Raw genomic sequence first — 16,365 nt, forward strand, 5'->3', positions numbered from 1 at the left:
TCTCGGCTTGCATTGGCTCGTTGGCTTCAGCTTGCCCTGGAAGGCGAGTAGCGGCTGCCGAGCGAGTAGCGGCTGCCGGCATAGGTCAGCTTGCTGATCGTGGCCACGACCGCCCCCGTCCACGTCCGGCGATGCAGGAGAAGGCAGCAACTGCCGACATCGATACCGAGATGCTGCGCCGTCTCCTTGTCGGCCGGGATGGCGGAGATGATATGCTCGACCTCGGTCACCGGGGTCTTCTGCATGAGGTAGTCGTAGGTCGCCGTCCTGGTGAAGTCCTGCTTGTCGTAGTCGGGGATCAGGTTCGGATTGACGAAACGCTCCTCCAGTTGCACCGGCAGGTCGTTCTCGAAATTGACGACGACGGAGTGATAGACCGAGGCGCGCTTCGCAAACTCGAACGACAGCGCGAGTTCCTTCGTGGGCACGATGGTTTCGAGGACGAGAACTTCGGAGCGATGCCTGTTGCCGCGCTCGACGATCTCGGCGGCGATGTTGTTGATCTCGATCAGCGTCGATTGTGGCCGGGGTGGCGCGATGAACGTGCCGACACCTTGCAGCCGGATCAGGAATCCTGCGGCGGTCAGTTCCCGCAGGGCCCGGTGAACCGTCATCCGCGACACACCCAGCGAAACCACCAGCTCGTTCTCGGACGGCAGCTTGCGATCCTTGCCCCATTTGCCCGTTCCGATGTTGGTCAGGATGTAATCCTTCACCTTCTCGTAAAGGGGGCTCGCCGTGTCGGGCAAATCGATCATCTCAAAAATCCTTTCCGGCAGGTTGCCGCACACGGATGATTGTCTTCAAGCCATCGCTCTTCCCGGCCAGCAGCCGCTCATAGGCGGCTGGAATCTCGTCCAGGCCGATCTCACGGTCGATCAGGGCCAGCAGCGGTTCACTTAGTTCGCCCAGCATCCGCACGGCCTCTGGCAATTCGTCGGCGAAGGCATGGCATCCGAGCAATGCGATCTCGCGCTCGACCAGAACATTGGGGTCGATGTCGAGCCGGCCATGGAAGATGCCGACCATCGCCACCGCGCCGCCGGGATCGAGAACGCCGAGCAACTGGTTGAATGCGGCGATGCTGCCCGTCGCCTCGACGGCCGCCAGCAGCGGGGCATTGGCGGTCGCGGCTGCAATGGCATCGCGGTCGAGATCGACGATGGTGGCGCCGGTCACCCGCGCCACCCGGGCGCAGCGGTCCCGGTTGCGGTCAGCGACAAGCACCGTGCCGGCGGAGGTTCGGGAGAGCAGCAGCGCGGCGAGACCACCGATCGGACCGCAACCGACGACAAGCACCGAGCCCGCCGTTCTCGGCAACCGCCGCACCGCGTGCAGCGCGACCGCGAGCGGCTCGGCCATGGCACCGACCCGCTCGTCCAGACCGGCGTCGATGACATGCAGCAGACGTGCGGGCAGCACCGCCTGTTCGGCAAAGCCGCCATCGCAGATTTCGCCGACGAAGCCCAGCGAAGTGCAGAGATGCCGCTTGCCGGCGCGGCATTGCGTGCAATCTCCGCACCAGAAGCGGGAATCCGCGACCACCCTATGGCCGACGGCGACGGTATCGACGCCCTCGCCCAGCGCGATCACCGTGCCGGTCAGCTCATGGCCAGCTGTCGAAGGCGACCGGCTTATCCATTGGCCGGTGCGGAAATTGTGCAGATCCGAACCGCAGATGCCTGCGGCATCGACCCTGAGCTTCACCCAGCCGGCATCCGGAATGCCTGGCGCGGCGATATCCTCGACGCGCAGATCGCCCGGTCCATAAAGTCGTGCCGCCTTCATCGTGATCGTCTCCGCTCAGCCGGCGAGATAGCGGTCGCGGATTTCCGAAACCGCGTTTTCGTGCGAACTGAAGCCCTCGTAGCGGGCGAGCCTGCGGGCATGCAGCGCCAGTTCCGGATAGGCGGCCGAGGTGACATAGCCGACCGACGAACGCTTGACGAAATCCGTTACCGAGAGCGGCCCATAGGTCCGCGCCCAGCGGCTGGTCGGCAACACGGCATTCGGCCCGAGGACAAAATTGGCGAGGGTGACCGGCGTGTGCGGACCCATCAGGATTTCGGCCGCTTCGGTGATGTGGCCGAGATGCGCGAACGGCTCCTTCGAGAGTATCTCGAGATGTTCGGGCGCATAGTCGTTGATGAAGCGGTAGGAGTCTTCCAACGACGCGGTCAGCACGATGCCGCCGCGCTCTCCCGTCAGCACCGCGCGCGAGAATTCCACACGCTGCTCGGTCATGCGCGACCAGTGGTCGGGAAGTGCAGCAAGTGCTGCTTCGGCAACCTTGCGGCTGTGCGTCACCAGATAGGCCGAGGAATCCGGCCCGTGCTCGGCCTCGATCAGCAGATCGAGCGCGGCAAGGCCTCCGTCGACGCTGTCGTCGGCAAAGATAATGGCTTCCGACGGCCCGGCCGGCAGACCCGTGTTGATGATCGAGGACAGCACGCTCTTGGCCGCCACCACCCAAGGGCTGCCGGGGCCGACGATCTTGAGCGCCGGCTTCACCGTCTCGGTGCCGTAGGCGACCGCGGCGACGGCTTGCGCGCCGCCGCATTTGTACACGGTCTCGACGCCGGCGAGGCGAGCGGCGACCAGCGTGGCCGCGTCCACAGAGCCATCCGAGGTTGGCGGCGTCACGATGGCGATCTGTGGCACGCCGGCAATGACAGCCGGAACCGACGTCATCATCGTCACCGACGGAAAGGCGCCTTTGCCGCGCGGCACGTAGAGCGCGACCGATGCGATCGGTGTATACCGGTCGCCGGCATAGGCGCCCGGCCGGACCTCCTTGAGCCACATGGTCTCCGGCTTCTGCTCTTCATGAAAATGCCGGATGTTTTCGATGCCGAACCTGATGCTCTCCACGACATCCTTCTCGACCTTGTCGAAGGCCGCATCGAATTCCGCTTCCGACACTTTCAGTCCGCCTTCGGCCACATTGGCCTTGTCGAAGTCCCTGGCGAACCGGATCAGGGCGGCGTCACCCTCGTCCCTGACCGCCTGGATGATCGGACGGACCTTTTCGACGAAGACCGACAGATCGCTCTCGGCGCGTTTCAGCAGACCGGCCCGCCGGGTGGCATCGAGGGATGACAGATCATGGAAGCTGATGTCGGACATGGTATTCCCTTCTGTTGGAACGCAATGTGCCGGCCGGTCACATTGCGGAAGACTCTGTTTTCAAACCTGGGCGAGCCGCCTCAGATCGATGCGAGGAAACCGCCATCCACCGGAATGGACTGGCCGGTTATGTAGGCTGCGGCATCCGAGGCAAGGAACACGGCGATGCCGTGCAGATCGCGCAGATCGCCGAAACGATGCTGCGGAATCTTGGCGAGCATGGATTGCTGCCACGCCTCGTTGCCGTAGAACACTTCCGTCATCGCCGTCCTGAAATAGCCCGGGGCGATGGCGTTGACCCTGATGCCAAGTTCCGCCCATTCCACTGCCAGCGCCCGTGTCATGCCGAGCAGGCCCGATTTCGACGAACCGTATGGCACCGCCGTTGGAATGCCGACTTCTGAAGTCAGCGAGCAGAGGTTGATGATAGCGCCGGGCCGCCCGGCGTCCCGCATCTGCCGCGCCGCCGCCTGGGCGCAGAAGAACGCCCCTTTGAGATTGGTATCGATGATCCGGTCCCAGAGGGGCTCGTCGACGTCGAGCGAGGGCCGGACCTCTTCCACCCCGGCATTGTTGACGAGAATGTCGAGGCCGCCAAGCAGGCGGGCTGCCTCGGCGGTGGCCGCACGGCATCGGCCGACATCGGTCACGTCAAGGGCAATGGCATGCGTGACCCCGCCGGCGGCGCGGATGGCCGCCACCGTCTCACCGAGCGAGTCCCGGTTACGCGCTGTGACCGCGAGGTCGGCGCCGGCGGCGCTCAGCGCCTCGGCGATGCTGCGGCCAATGCCGCGGCTGGCGCCGGTGACAAGCGCCTTCCTGCCCGAAAGGTCGAAAAGAGAAGCGTTGCGCATTGATCCTCCTTGGCCGCTCCGGTTGCGTGGCAGAGAGACTATCAGATCGACTTGCATATACAAGCATGTACAAACAGCTCGAGTGAGATTGAGGGTGACGTTATCCGCCGCACGCGCGATCACAAAGTTAGCTCGTTCATACGAGATGCCACGGGCGGCGATTGTTCGAGGTTTGTCCAAGACGATAATCGGCCGGCGATGGGGGAGACCAACATGTCCAAAGCTGAGATTTCCGAAAGCCCTGCAGAATTACCTGGCGTACCCGACAAAAAAGTCTGAGTCTGCCGCGCGTGCCGGATATCGGGCAGTTGAAAGCCGGTTGCCCGTCAAGCCCGCCGCCCTGTCGTGAGAGCCCGTCATATGCTGGAAAGCAGCCCGCCTAGGAGCCTCTATCGCGAAACGGCTGGCGGCGCCGGCAAGTACCCCGCCATTGCCGGTCCGCAGCAGGCTAGGGCCGCCATTGTTGGCGGTGGCTTCACGGGCCTTTCCACCGCCTTGCATCTGGCGGAAGCCGGCGAAGACGTCTGCGTGATCGAGACCCATCAGCCGGGATGGGGAGCGTCGGGCAGAAATGGCGGCCAGGTTAATCCCGGCCTCAAATACGATCCGGACACCATCGAGGCGATGTTCGGCCCGGAGCTTGGGCCGCGGATGATCGAGTTCTCCTACGGCGCGCCGGATTTCACCTTCGATCTCATCAGGCGCCTGTCGATCGATTGCGAGGCCCGGCAGAACGGCACCATACGCGCGGCGATCCGGCCGAAGCCGGCAGCCTCCGTGCGGGCCGCGGCAACGCAATGCGAGCGGCGGGGAATGCCGGTTGAAATGCTCGACGCAAGGGCGATGGCGGCGCGTATCGGCACGGACAGGTATATATCCGGCATGTTCGATGCCCGCGGCGGCGACCTCCATCCCTTGAAATACGCGCTTGGCCTGGCAGCCGCCGCGCAGAAGGCCGGCGCGCGGATCTTCGGCGGCAGCGAGGTGCTCTCGCTGAGCAGGCAGGCCGGACGCTGGGTCCTCGAGACGGCAGGCGGTTCCGTCAGCGCCGAGAACGTCCTGATCGCGACCAACGGCTATACCGGAAACCTGTGGCCGGGCCTGGAGCAGTCGCTCGTCCCGGTGTTCAGCGCCATCGCGGCGACCGAGCCGCTTGCGCCGGCAGTCGCAGCGGCAATTCTCCCCGAAAGGCCCGTCATCTACGAAGCCGGCAACATCACCGTGTACTATCGCATCGACGCCCAGAACCGGCTTCTCATGGGCGGCCGGGGCCCGATGAGCCCGATCGGCGATGCTTCCGCCATCCGCTACCTCACCCACTATGCGCTACGGCTCTGGCCGTCGCTTGCTGGAGCCGGGTGGACACATGGCTGGAACGGCCGGATCGCGATCACCAAGGACCATCTCCTGCACGTTCACGAGCCGGAAGACGGGATCTTGATCTGTCTTGGCTACAATGGCCGCGGTGTTGCCATGGCCTCGGCGATGGGCGCTGCCCTGGCGCGGCGCCTACGGGGCGACGAGACATCGCCGTTTCCGATGCCGGTATCGCCGCTCAAGCCAATCCGGTTCCATCGCTTCTGGCCGCTTGGCGTCAAGGCGGCGATCCTTTCTGGCCGGATGAAGGACCGGTTCGGGCTTTGATGAGAAGAGCCCGCCGCTATGCTCCGGCTCCAGCGCCGGACAATCTTCGGGCGTGCCATCTCAGATGATCGTCCATGAATGTCGAGATGAAGAAATACGAGTGATCGCAGCCGTCCTGCATGCGCAGCGTCAGCGCAATGCCGGCCTTGGCGCATGCCGCTTCCAGAAGCCAGGGCCTCAGTCCATCATCGAGAAATCCGTCCGATGTCCCTTGGTCGACGAAAAGCTCCGGGAAGCGGTGGCCATCCTCGATGAGCAAGGTGGCATCGTAGCCCCGCCATGATTTCTCGTCCGCACCGAGATATTTTTCGAAGGCCGGCTTCGACCAGCCGGCGGTGCTGGGTTGCACGATCGGCGCGAAGGCCGAGCAGCTGTTGAAGCGTCCGGGATTCTTCAGCGCGATGGTCAATGCGCCATGTCCACCCATCGAGTGGCCGAAGATCGCCTGACGCGTCATGTCGGCCGGAAACTCCCGCGCGATCAGCGCTGGTAATTCCTCGGTGACATAGGAATACATGCGATAATTACTGGCATAGGGTTCCTGCGTGGCATCTACGTAGAATCCGGCGCCGCTGCCGAACTGCCAATTGTCCTTCTCGTCGGGAATGCCGGCGCCGCGGGGGCTGGTATCGGGACAGATTACGATCAGGCCAAGCTCGGCCGCCATGCGCCTGTACTCCCCCTTGTCCATGACATTGGCGTGGGTGCAGGTGAGACCGGATAGGTACCATATGACGGGGCAAGGTCTTTCACGGGCCTGTGGCGGCACGAAGACGGCAAAGGTCATATCGCAGGCGCAGACATCGGAAGCGTGGGAATAGACGCCCTGGACGCCGCCATGCGACTTGGCAGCGGAGATGATTTTCATCCGATCCGACATGTGTTTCTTCTCCGCCAATGTGATTCACCGCCGCTTGTCTACGGCATCGGCCGGGACTACGGCAACCTCCACGGATTGGGCTTTGGATATCGGGCCAGGTCCGATCGGGCGTCGGCCATCGCCATCGAAATCGGCATCGTCCTGGCAAGGCCGCTGACGGTCAGGTGGCACAGGCAGCGTGCTGGATGTCGCCGTATCGCGCGCTGAGCGCGTTCAGGGGCCGCTTCAGCGCGCTCATGGGTCGGAGTGGGAGATATTCCGCAGCACGTACTCGGCGGCGATCCTGGCGCGTTGCCGGCCGAAAAGCGCCGGGCCGACATCGTCCACCGCGAGACAGATACGGGCCTGGATCGCTTCGGATGCCAGCACGCCGTCGACGAAATCCTTCTCCGAGGCGAAGACGGCCGTCGGCAGCGCAAAGGCCTCGAAGAAGCCGAACAGCGGCCGCAGCTGATGCTCGACGATCAGCGCATGGCGGTCGCCGCCGCCGGTCGCCGCCAGCAGCACCGGCTTGCCCTGAGGGCCGCCGGGTCGACGAGATCGAAGAAATGCTTGAACAGACCGGTATAGCTGCCCTTGTAGGTGGGCGAGCCGACCACCAGGACATCGGCGGCCGGGATCCGCTCGAGAACGGCGCGAGCCTGTACATCCAGGTCGCGCGTCCCTTTGGCATTGCCAAGGCTGGGACCGAGATCAACGATATCATGGGTGCTGTAAGGCCGTATCGCCCGGCGATCTCCGTCACGATATGGTCCACGAAGCCGCGGGTCTTGGAGGGCCGCGTGAAATTGCCGGAGAAGCCGACAATGGCCGGGTTGGTCAGATGGATGCCCTGTGATCTTTTCGACCCAGCTGGCCGGAATGTCCCTAGTTTTTATAGACATTACTTCCGAACAAAAGGAATTGACGGTCGCCGTGGAGCGAAATCGGAAAGACACTTTTCTTCCGGAGCGCCATCCTTGAAAAAGGAGCATGGCTTGGCGAGCGTGCGGGCTGCAGCCGTCGCACGCGAGGGCCGATGCGACCGCTGGAAAAGGGACGATCATCACCGTTTGTTCGGAACCTGATCGGCCCGCGGCTGTTTTCCGTTCAGGCAAACACGGAGGCGGCCATGGCACGCGAGAGAACCGAATACGAAACCGGCGCACGGAAATATCCGGCGAGGACCGGCTCGGATCCGAGCGATGATTTCTCGCCCGATGCAGCGGGCAACAAGCCGCCGGCAGGCGGAATGGGGCTCACGCGACCAGCAGATCAGACAAAGGAAGAAACACATCAGTCCGGAGGCCAGCCCGGCAAGGCGACACCCAGCCCGGCAACAGAAAAGACATCCGGCGCGGGCCCGACGATCTCCGAACACTCGAAGGACGCGAAGTCTCCAAGATCGGGCCGCCAACCCGGCGCCTATGTCAAGGACTGACGCGGACGACAAGCTTTGGCATCGCGCAAACCTTTCGGTCCGCCGCGCGTTGAACTTTCTTCAGCCAAGGAGACAACCATGGAGACGAAATCCCAGACCGCCGGTGAAGCCGCCAAGCAACGCCATATCCAGCGCGGCATCGGCGCCAAGGACAAATCGAAGCGCAACGGCAAGGCTGAACACGCCATGCAGGCAGGCGCGCGCACCTATCCCGAGCCGCCCTTCCCCAAGCAACATCAGGCGAAACCCGGGTATGAAGCGGCGATCGAACCTGCCCCGCTCTACGATGCACCCTATTATCTCGGATCAAGGAAACTCGAGGAGAAGGTGGCTCTCATCACAGGCGGCGATTCCGGCATCGGTCGCGCGGTGGCGGTATTGTTCGCCCGCGAAGGCGCCGATATCGCGATCGTCTACCTGGCCGAGGACAGGGACGCCGAAGAGACAAAATCCGCCGTCGAAAAAGAAGGTCGACGCTGCATCCTCATAAAGGCCGACGTCAGCGAACGGCAGGATTGCCAAAACGCCGTGGCGGCCACGATCGAAACATTCGGCCGCATCGACGTGCTGGTCAACAACGCCGCCTTCCAGATCCATTCCAGCGACTTCGGCGACCTGACCGAAGAACATTTCGACACGACGCTCAAGACCAATCTCTACGGCTACTTCCATATGGCACAGGAAGCGGTGCCGCACATGAAGCCGGGCTCGGCGATCGTCAACACCGGCTCGGTTACCGGCATAGACGGCTCCAAGCAACTGGTCGACTATTCGATGACCAAGGGCGGCATCCACGCCTTCACGCGCGCGCTTTCGGGCAACCTCATCGCCAAGGGCATCAGGGTGAACGCGGTCGCGCCTGGCCCGGTGTGGACGCCGCTCAATCCGTCCGACAAGGAAGCCGACGACGTCTCGAAATTCGGCGCGGACACGCCGATGAAACGGCCAGCACAGCCGGAGGAAGTGGCTCCGGCCTATGTGTTCCTCGCCTCCCCGCACTGCTCGAGTTACATCACCGGCGAGATCCTGCCGATCGTCGGCGGCTACTGAGGTCATCGCAATGTATTTCATTGCCTTGGCGACCGACTATGACGGAACGCTCGCACATGACGGAGTTGTCTCCAAGAAAACCCTCGCCGCACTGGAGCGGTTCAAGAAAAGTGGCCGCAAACTGCTTCTGGTCACCGGACGCGAGCTGCCGGACCTCAAGCGCGTGTTTCCCGACATCGGCATGTTCGACAAGGTCGTCGCCGAGAACGGCGCCCTGATCTACACGCCGGCGAGTGAGGAGGAGCGGGCGATCTCGCCATCGCCGGAGCCCAAATTCATCGCCATGCTGAAAAAACAGGGGGTAAAGCCACTTTCGTCGGGACGGTCGATCGTCGCTACCTGGGAGCCACATCAGGCGACTGTGCTCGAGGTCATCAAGAAGATGGGGCTCGAGCTCGAGATCATCTTCAACAAGGGCGCGGTGATGATCCTGCCGAGCGGCGTCAACAAAGCCACCGGGCTGGCGGCCGCACTCGAGGACCTTCACCTGTCGCCGCACAATGTGGTGGGTATCGGCGACGCCGAGAACGATCATGCCTTCCTGCAGGCCTGCGGCTGCAGCGTTGCGGTCGACAATGCCATTCCCGCGGTCAAAGGCACCGCAAACCTGGTCACGCGCGGCGCACGCGGCAAAGGCGTCGAGGAACTGATCGCCAAATTGATCGAACGCGACCACGGGATCGTGCCGAAACGTCATGACGGCGTTGTTCTGGGATCGTCCGGTGGCGACGACATCTATCTGTCGCCGACTGAAAGCGTGCTCATCGCCGGCAGTTCGGGCATCGGCAAATCCACCCTGGCCACCGCGCTGACGGAACGCTTTGTCGAGAGCCGATTTCAGTTTTGCGTCTTCGACCCTGAGGGTGACTATGACGGCCTCGAGGGCGCCGTTCGGCTCGGGGATGGGTCGAGCGCGCCGACAAAGGCGCAGGTGCTGGATCTGATGGCCAAGGCCGACAGCAATATCGTCGTCAATGGCCTGGCGCTTCGTGTCGATGAACGGCCTGACTTCTTTGCCGACCTGCTGCCTGGCCTCGGCAGTTTTCGCCGCCGCACCGCAAGACCGCATTGGCTGGTCATCGACGAAGCGCACCATCTTCTTCCGAAGCGGCGCGACGATACGCGCTCCGTGCTCTCGCTGGAACTGCCGGGCACGATCCTGATCACCGTCCATCCCGAGGCGATTTCGACCGACGCCCTGCGCCTGGTTACGGCCGTCATCGCCCTTGGCCCCAACGCGAAGGACGTGGTGAAGACCTTCTGCCACGAGACGGGCATCGAGCCGCCGAAAGACATTCCCACGCCCAAGGGCGACCGGGTTCTGTTCTGGCGGCCGCAAGCGCGCAAAAAACTCACGACGGTCAAGGTCATCGAACCTCGTCAGTCTCTCAAGCGCCACAGCCGCAAATATGCCGAGGGCCACCTCGATGAGACCGGCAGCTTCTATTTCCGCGGTCCCGACGACGCGATGAACCTCAGGGCCCATAATCTGATGATCTTTGCCCAGATGGCCGAAGGCATAGACGACAAGACCTGGGAGTTCCATCTGCGCGCGGGCGACTATTCGAAATGGTTCCGCCAGCAGATCAGGGACAAGGATCTCGCCCGCGAAACCACCGAGGCGGAAAAGGACAAGAAGCTTTCGGCGGAGGAGAGCCGCAAACGGGTTCTCGATGCCGTTCGGCGGCGCTACACCGCACCGGCGACGGCGCCTGAGGAATAGCAGCCCGGAGGCGGTCATGAACGACGTCGGGAACGGCCGGTTCGCCGACCGCGATTGGAACTTGGGCGGCGACTTGACGTTCAACCTCTATCGAGAAGGAGAAACGATCATGCCACGAGGCGAGAAATCCAAATACACCGACAAGCAGGAACGAAAAGCCGACCATATTGCCGAAGGTTATGAGAAGCGTGGCGTCTCCGACAAGGAAGCCGAGCGACGCGCATGGGCGACGGTCAACAAGGACGATGGTGGCGGCAAGAAGGAAGGCGGCTCCGGGCGTGGCAAGCACACGGGTCATCCGGCGGCGCACAAGGGCGGCAAGAGCGGCGGAAAGGCGTCCGCTTCCCGATCGGCCGCCAGCCGGTCCGAATCGGCAAGGAAGGCGGCGGCGACCCGCAAGAGGAACGCCGAACACCACGCCCACTGAACGGCCTCGAAGATCGGAACACCGGCATGAAATCGCGACTGGTCAACGAGGCCAACGGCCAACGGACATTTGTCGTGGTGCTCGACCCGGGTGAGGAAGCGTTCGCGGCACTGACCAGCTTCGCGGTCGAGCAGACGATCGGCAGCGCGTCCCTGACGGCGATCGGCGCGTTCCAACGGGCCACTGTCGGCTGGTTCGACCTGGAGGCGAAGCGCTATCGAAAAATCCCGGTAGACGAGCAATGCGAGGTCCTGAGCGCGATCGGTGATGTCGCGACGGGCGATGATGGCAAGCCAAGTCTTCATGTCCACGCGGTGCTTGGCTTGAGCGACGGCACGACCAGGGGCGGCCATCTGCTCGAAGGCACCGTTCGGCCGACATTGGAAGTCACCGTGGTGGAAACGCCGGGTCACCTGCGTCGCCGCAAGCGCGCCGAGTTCGGTGTGGCTTTGATCGATCTCGGCGGCTGAGGTGTCTTTGCGGGCGCTTCGCCGAGGGGCGCGACGCCCCGGAGAGCGATGGTTCAATGACGCACAGGTTCGCCCTTCCCCTGGACACGCCGCCCATGGAGGCCAAGGCCGCCGACGCCCTGCCGGAGGGGGAAGGCCTTTGGCAATACGAGCCCAAATGGGACGGGTTTCGCTGCCTCGCCTTCAAGGGCGACACGGATGTCGACTTGCGCGCCAAATCCGGCAAACCTCTTGGCCGTTACTTCCCGGAACTCGTCGCCATGCTGCAGCAGGTGGGGGCCCGCAACTTCGTCGTCGATGGCGAAATCGTCATCGAGCTCGATGGCCAGCTATCCTTCGACGCGCTGCAGATGCGGCTTCACCCGGCCGAAAGCCGCATCCGCAAGCTGAGCGCGCAAACGCCTGCCCGGCTGATCCTGTTCGACATGCCGGCCGCGCCGGGCGGGACGATCCTGCTTGGCGCGCCGTTGTCGCGACGCCGCCGGGCGGTCGAGGACTTCGTTCGCGATTGCGCCAAACCCGGCTTGCGGCTCTCGCCCAGCGCGACCGATCCGGCGGCCGCCAGGCGCTGGCTGGAAGGGGCCGGCCATGGTCCCACCGACGGCGTCGTCGCCAAATTGCTGGCCGATCCCTACCGGCCGGGCGAACGCGCGATGGTCAAGGTCAAACGGTTGCGCACGGCCGACTGCGTGGTTGGCGGATTCCGCTATCTGACCGGAAGCAGGGAGGTCGGCTCGCTGCTGCTCGGCCTTTATGATGAGAGCGGCAAACTCGACCATGTCGGCTTTACCTCGACCATCGGCAGGGATGACCGGGCCCGTGTCACCCGAGAGCTGGAAAAGCTGCGTGGCGGACCCGGCTTCACCGGCAAGGCGCCGGGCGGACCGAGCCGCTGGAGCACGCAGCGCAGCGGCGAATGGGAGCCCCTGCGGCCGGAACTGGTGGTCGAGGTCCGCTTCGATCATGTCACCGGCGACAGGTTCCGACATGGCACCAAACTGTTGCGCTGGCGTCCGGACAAGGCACCGCGCCAGTGCACCATGCGGCAAATCGAGTGACGCAGTTCGCGCCACGGGCGCGCCCGCTGGCCGGAGGCGCCCTCCAGGTCGCCTCTTTGCGAAATGGCTGGAACAACCGCCCCGATGGCAAGTTGTGCCCCAGCTACACCGCCGGTGGGCTTCACGATAATTGATAATTGGAGATGACAATCATGGCGACTGCGAAGAAAGCGGCACCGAAGGGCCTTGAAGCCCTGTTCCTCGACGGGCTGAAGGACATTTATTATGCCGAGAAGAAAATCCTGAAGGCGCTGCCGAAAATGGCGAAGGGCGCCGAATCCGAAGATGTTTCGGCGGCGTTCGAGAAACATCTGCAGGAGACCGAGAACCAGGTCGACCGCCTCGAACAGATTTTCGAGCTTCTCGACAAGCCGGCCCGAGGCAAGACCTGTCCGGCCATCGACGGCATCATCGAAGAGGGTTCGGAAGTCCTCCAGGAATATAAGGGCGACCCCGCGCTGGACGCTGGGCTGGTCGGAGCGGCGCAGGCCGTCGAACACTACGAGATCGCGCGCTATGGCACGCTCATCGCCTGGGCCGAACAACTCGGCAAGAGCGACGTGGTCAAACTCCTCAACGAGACCCTTGAGGAAGAGACGGCGACCGACAAGGCACTTTCCAGCCTTGGCGAGGGCGGCGTCAATGAACGTGCCCTGGAACAGGCCGCCTAACTGGCGAGCTATTGCCCCGGGCGCAAGGCGATCCGGGGCAACTCCCCGGATTTCGGAGAACGACGATGGACCCCAGCAAAACAAAGCAACCCGCAGTGCAGCCCGAAGACGCAGTGCAGGCCGAAGACGCGGCAGAAACCGAAGGTCCCGTGATCGAGCAGCAGGACTGGGACGCGCTCGCAGGCGCGAAAATCCTTCCCGACGACGCCGAGGTGGAGGACGAGGCTGAGGGCGACTTGCCCGAGGAAGATGACGACAATGCCTACCAGGAAAGCGACGAGGCATTGCCCGACGACGTCGAGGAGGCGGCCATCTCACGCGATCCTTCAAGGGAAGGCGGCCACGCCGACGACGAGTGACCAAACGACGTCCGCAATCGGGTCAGCCGGCCGCATGCAACGGGGGCTCTTCATTCTCATCAGGGTTGGGTAACGGCGCCTCATCGGGCAATCCGTCCGGCTCCGGTTCGCCGATCGGCTTGGGCTTCCAGTTGGGAGCGGGCATGGGCACGTCGCGGTTGGGGTCGGGTTCTCTCGGATCGGGCATCAAATCTGTCTCTCTTTCGGCGGCCTCTCTTTCGCCGGACCGGGCGGGTTGACCGCAGCACCTATCACCATGCAGAGCCCGTCCCGAGCGCTCGGGACGGGCTCGATGCCACAGGGGTTGGCTAGCGATTTTTGTGGCTTTGCTCGCCAGCTCTCACATGCTGTTCATGGGTCCCGCCGCGCATATTGCCGGAGCTGTCGCCTTGCTGGCGCTGGTTGCCACCGGCCGCCTGCTGCTGGCGGTTCTTGTCGTCCATGTTCTTGTGGCTCTGCTGGCCTGCTTTCACATGTTGCTCATGGCTACCACCTTTATTGGGCATTCTTCTTCTCCTTTGAGTTACCGAGGCGAACGGCCGCCTCGAGGGCCAAAGAAACTGGCGGCCCGGACGTTCCGTCACATAATATTTCGTGAACCGTGCCGCCGAAGCTTGAACGTGTCGAGGAAACTCGATCGGAGTTGAGTTCGAGAGCCCGTCAGCGAACCTGAAACCAACCGATCGCCAAGGCCAGGGAGCCGCGCTGAGGCTCGCAATTAGCCGCCACAATGCCGGTATCGCGTCTTTCCTCTCCACGGATCTGAATTGCGCGCTACCCAGGCACCAACGTCTTCAGCATCGAAGCGACGCGCATAATGATCGGGACTAGGACGATTATCAGGCTCAGCGGAAACAGACATGTGGCCAGCGGAAAAAGCATCTTGATAGGCAAGGCATTGGCCTTTTCCTCGGCGCGCAGGATTCGCATCTGGCGCATTTCCTTGCTGTAGACGCGAAGGCTCTTTGTTACGCTGGAGCCAAGTTCTTCCGATTGCCGGAACAGCACGGCAAGCGACCTGGCCTCGTCGATGCGCAGGCGGGTCGAAAGGTTCGTCAATGCATCGCGCAAGCGCCGGCCGCCGCGAACCTCAAGCATCATGATGGTAAGGTGCAGCCCGAAATCGGGCCGGGTCGACATGAACTCTCGTGCGACACGATCGGCCGCCGCTTCGACGCTCAGGCCGGCGTCGACGCAAACGATCAACATATCCATGAAATCGGGAAAGATCCTGCGATAGGCTCTCTCCTTGGCAACTCCCATGCGTTCGAGCACGACGCCGGCGATGAAAAAAACAAGGCCACCGCACAACATGGATATCGAGGTTGCGAGCGTTCTGGAAACGCTCACCATATAGTGTTCGAAAACCAGAAACGTGCCAAGCAACACCAGTAAGGAAACCACGGCACGCGCGGTCTGAAATATTGCACTCGCCTGCGGCGAAAAGAACCCGGCTCGCAAAAGCCGGTTCGGCAAGGAATTCGAATTCGTGTCCTTCCTGACCACATTGAAATAGTGTTTGACGAAGGCACCATAATTGTCATCGATTATTTCGGAGGCAGGACCGTAATAGGAACTGCCACCCGCCTCACCGTCGGTCACGACATCTGCCAGCCTGGACGCCACTTCGCGTTGGCTCGCAATCCTTCCAACGACGACCGTTGAAAAGAGCAGAACGCCAGCGAAAGTAGCTAGGAGGATCAGTGTTTCAGTCATCTATCGCACTCAAAATTCGAAATTCACAAGTTTATAAAGAATATAATTCCCTATTGCCATCACGGTGAAGGCGATCGATAAAATAACGTTGCTATATCCACTTTGCCATACAGGATCGAAATATGTCGGCACTAGTGTGCTGATCATAAGATAAAGGCCGAACGGGAATGCTGACATAATTATGGCTGTTATCCTGCCTTCAGAGGACAACGCCCTGACCTTCGCCCGAAGGATCGCTCGTTCGCGGACCACATTCGCCAGGTTCTCCAGGATCTCAACAAAGTTGCCGCCTGTTCCACGCTGGACGCTCATCGAGATCGCCAGAAGCTTCAGGTCCTCCGCTCCGACGCGCTCGATCATGTTCAGCATTGCATCGTTGAGATCGGTTCCGTAGGTGAGTTCGTCACTGAGCATGCCGAACTCCGTCCCAATGGGATCGGGCAACTCCCGTGAGACCAGGGAAATCGATATCGGCAATGGATGCCCGGCCGAAAGGCTCCGGGTCACCACGTCTAGGGTGCCGGGTAACTGGGCCGTGAATTTTCTTATCCGCGCTGCCCGCGCGCGCATCATGTAGACAAACGGCAAGGCGACCAAAAAGAAGACTATGAGGATGATCTTCGGAATTGCCGAAACGCCGAAGTAGCTCAGCAACAACCAGACGAGCACCGCAGCCACGGGCGCATAGATCGCCAACCTCAAAACGTTTATTTTCAGCCCGGATTGTGCGAACAGCCGCCGCAGCTGGACCACTGGCTTGATGCCGCCTCGATCATAGTCGAGCGCCCTTTCGCGAACCATCCCCTTGAAGACGCCAAGGCCGTCCTCGTTGCCTTGCAGAAGTTTGAGTCGGTAGTTCAGCGCGCTGCTTCGCCGGAAGTGGTTCGCGATGGTCCCCGTGACCCGTTCGAATATGATCAGGCCACCAATAAAAACCGCTGCGTAGACGAGCATGAGTTCCATTGCA

At 62.5% G+C, this 16,365-nt stretch carries 17 protein-coding genes and 1 pseudogene; 9 read left to right on the forward strand and 9 right to left on the reverse strand.

Features of this window, described 5'->3' with window-relative positions:
* Positions 1–26: 26 nt before the first annotated feature.
* The 4 genes from hutC to FJ960_RS14835 form a co-directional block, all read right to left on the reverse strand.
* On the reverse strand, positions 27–758 hold the full coding sequence (gene hutC / locus FJ960_RS14820) for a histidine utilization repressor (RefSeq protein ID WP_140714889.1): 732 nt from the start codon (positions 756–758) through the stop codon (positions 27–29).
* Position 759: 1 nt separating this feature from the next.
* Positions 760–1,788 (reverse strand): alcohol dehydrogenase catalytic domain-containing protein, encoded by a 1,029-nt coding sequence (locus tag FJ960_RS14825; RefSeq protein WP_140714891.1) that lies wholly within the window; start codon positions 1,786–1,788, stop codon positions 760–762.
* 15 nt (positions 1,789–1,803) lie between these two features.
* Positions 1,804–3,126, reverse strand: coding sequence for a histidinol dehydrogenase (hisD, locus tag FJ960_RS14830; protein WP_140505793.1), 1,323 nt, complete (start codon positions 3,124–3,126; stop codon positions 1,804–1,806).
* Between the two features lie 80 nt (positions 3,127–3,206).
* Complete coding sequence (locus tag FJ960_RS14835; RefSeq protein ID WP_140714893.1) at positions 3,207–3,980, reverse strand: glucose 1-dehydrogenase; 774 nt, start codon at positions 3,978–3,980, stop codon at positions 3,207–3,209.
* A 360-nt stretch (positions 3,981–4,340) separates the two neighbouring features.
* Between FJ960_RS14835 and FJ960_RS14840 the strand changes: the two genes are divergently transcribed.
* The gene (locus FJ960_RS14840; RefSeq protein WP_140714895.1) at positions 4,341–5,624 is read left to right on the forward strand and encodes an FAD-binding oxidoreductase; all 1,284 of its coding nucleotides are present in this window, start codon (positions 4,341–4,343) and stop codon (positions 5,622–5,624) included.
* A gap of 16 nt (positions 5,625–5,640) precedes the next feature.
* On the opposite strand, the gene fghA is transcribed toward FJ960_RS14840, so the two are convergent.
* Both fghA and msuE read right to left on the reverse strand, forming a co-directional pair.
* Positions 5,641–6,504 carry an S-formylglutathione hydrolase gene (gene fghA / locus FJ960_RS14845; protein WP_181174244.1) on the reverse strand — a complete coding sequence of 288 codons (864 nt, stop codon included), beginning with the start codon at positions 6,502–6,504 and terminating at the stop codon, positions 5,641–5,643.
* A gap of 234 nt (positions 6,505–6,738) precedes the next feature.
* A pseudogene (msuE, locus tag FJ960_RS14850) lies at positions 6,739–7,327 on the reverse strand (FMN reductase).
* 195 nt (positions 7,328–7,522) lie between these two features.
* Here msuE and FJ960_RS14855 point away from each other — a divergent pair.
* From FJ960_RS14855 to FJ960_RS14890, 8 genes are all read left to right on the forward strand, one after another.
* Positions 7,523–7,924: a hypothetical protein gene (locus tag FJ960_RS14855; protein ID WP_246672818.1), complete on the forward strand. Its 402-nt coding sequence runs from the start codon at positions 7,523–7,525 to the stop codon at positions 7,922–7,924.
* A 78-nt stretch (positions 7,925–8,002) separates the two neighbouring features.
* A complete protein-coding gene (locus FJ960_RS14860; protein ID WP_140714897.1) occupies positions 8,003–8,974 on the forward strand; it encodes an SDR family oxidoreductase in 972 nt (323 codons plus the stop codon).
* A 10-nt stretch (positions 8,975–8,984) separates the two neighbouring features.
* Positions 8,985–10,697 (forward strand): HAD-IIB family hydrolase, encoded by a 1,713-nt coding sequence (locus tag FJ960_RS14865; RefSeq protein ID WP_140714899.1) that lies wholly within the window; start codon positions 8,985–8,987, stop codon positions 10,695–10,697.
* A 109-nt stretch (positions 10,698–10,806) separates the two neighbouring features.
* The gene (locus tag FJ960_RS14870) at positions 10,807–11,124 is read left to right on the forward strand and encodes a plasmid stabilization protein (protein WP_140505910.1); all 318 of its coding nucleotides are present in this window, start codon (positions 10,807–10,809) and stop codon (positions 11,122–11,124) included.
* A 26-nt stretch (positions 11,125–11,150) separates the two neighbouring features.
* Positions 11,151–11,594, forward strand: a complete 444-nt coding sequence (locus tag FJ960_RS14875; protein ID WP_140714901.1) for a PPC domain-containing DNA-binding protein — start codon at positions 11,151–11,153, stop codon at positions 11,592–11,594.
* A gap of 56 nt (positions 11,595–11,650) precedes the next feature.
* Positions 11,651–12,652 (forward strand): ATP-dependent DNA ligase, encoded by a 1,002-nt coding sequence (locus tag FJ960_RS14880; RefSeq protein WP_140714903.1) that lies wholly within the window; start codon positions 11,651–11,653, stop codon positions 12,650–12,652.
* Between the two features lie 152 nt (positions 12,653–12,804).
* A complete protein-coding gene (locus FJ960_RS14885) occupies positions 12,805–13,323 on the forward strand; it encodes a ferritin-like domain-containing protein (protein ID WP_140505807.1) in 519 nt (172 codons plus the stop codon).
* A 65-nt stretch (positions 13,324–13,388) separates the two neighbouring features.
* The gene (locus tag FJ960_RS14890; protein ID WP_140714905.1) at positions 13,389–13,682 is read left to right on the forward strand and encodes a hypothetical protein; all 294 of its coding nucleotides are present in this window, start codon (positions 13,389–13,391) and stop codon (positions 13,680–13,682) included.
* Between the two features lie 308 nt (positions 13,683–13,990).
* On the opposite strand, the gene FJ960_RS14900 is transcribed toward FJ960_RS14890, so the two are convergent.
* From FJ960_RS14900 to FJ960_RS14910, 3 genes are all read right to left on the reverse strand, one after another.
* Entirely contained in the window at positions 13,991–14,188 is a 198-nt protein-coding gene (locus FJ960_RS14900) for a hypothetical protein (protein WP_140505812.1), read from the reverse strand.
* A gap of 268 nt (positions 14,189–14,456) precedes the next feature.
* The gene (locus FJ960_RS14905; protein ID WP_246672821.1) at positions 14,457–15,284 is read right to left on the reverse strand and encodes a type II secretion system F family protein; all 828 of its coding nucleotides are present in this window, start codon (positions 15,282–15,284) and stop codon (positions 14,457–14,459) included.
* A gap of 123 nt (positions 15,285–15,407) precedes the next feature.
* A complete protein-coding gene (locus tag FJ960_RS14910) occupies positions 15,408–16,361 on the reverse strand; it encodes a type II secretion system F family protein (protein ID WP_140714909.1) in 954 nt (317 codons plus the stop codon).
* Positions 16,362–16,365 lie beyond the last annotated feature (4 nt).

The organism is Mesorhizobium sp. B2-3-11 (genome assembly GCF_006442215.1).
GTDB lineage: Bacteria > Pseudomonadota > Alphaproteobacteria > Rhizobiales > Rhizobiaceae > Mesorhizobium > Mesorhizobium salmacidum.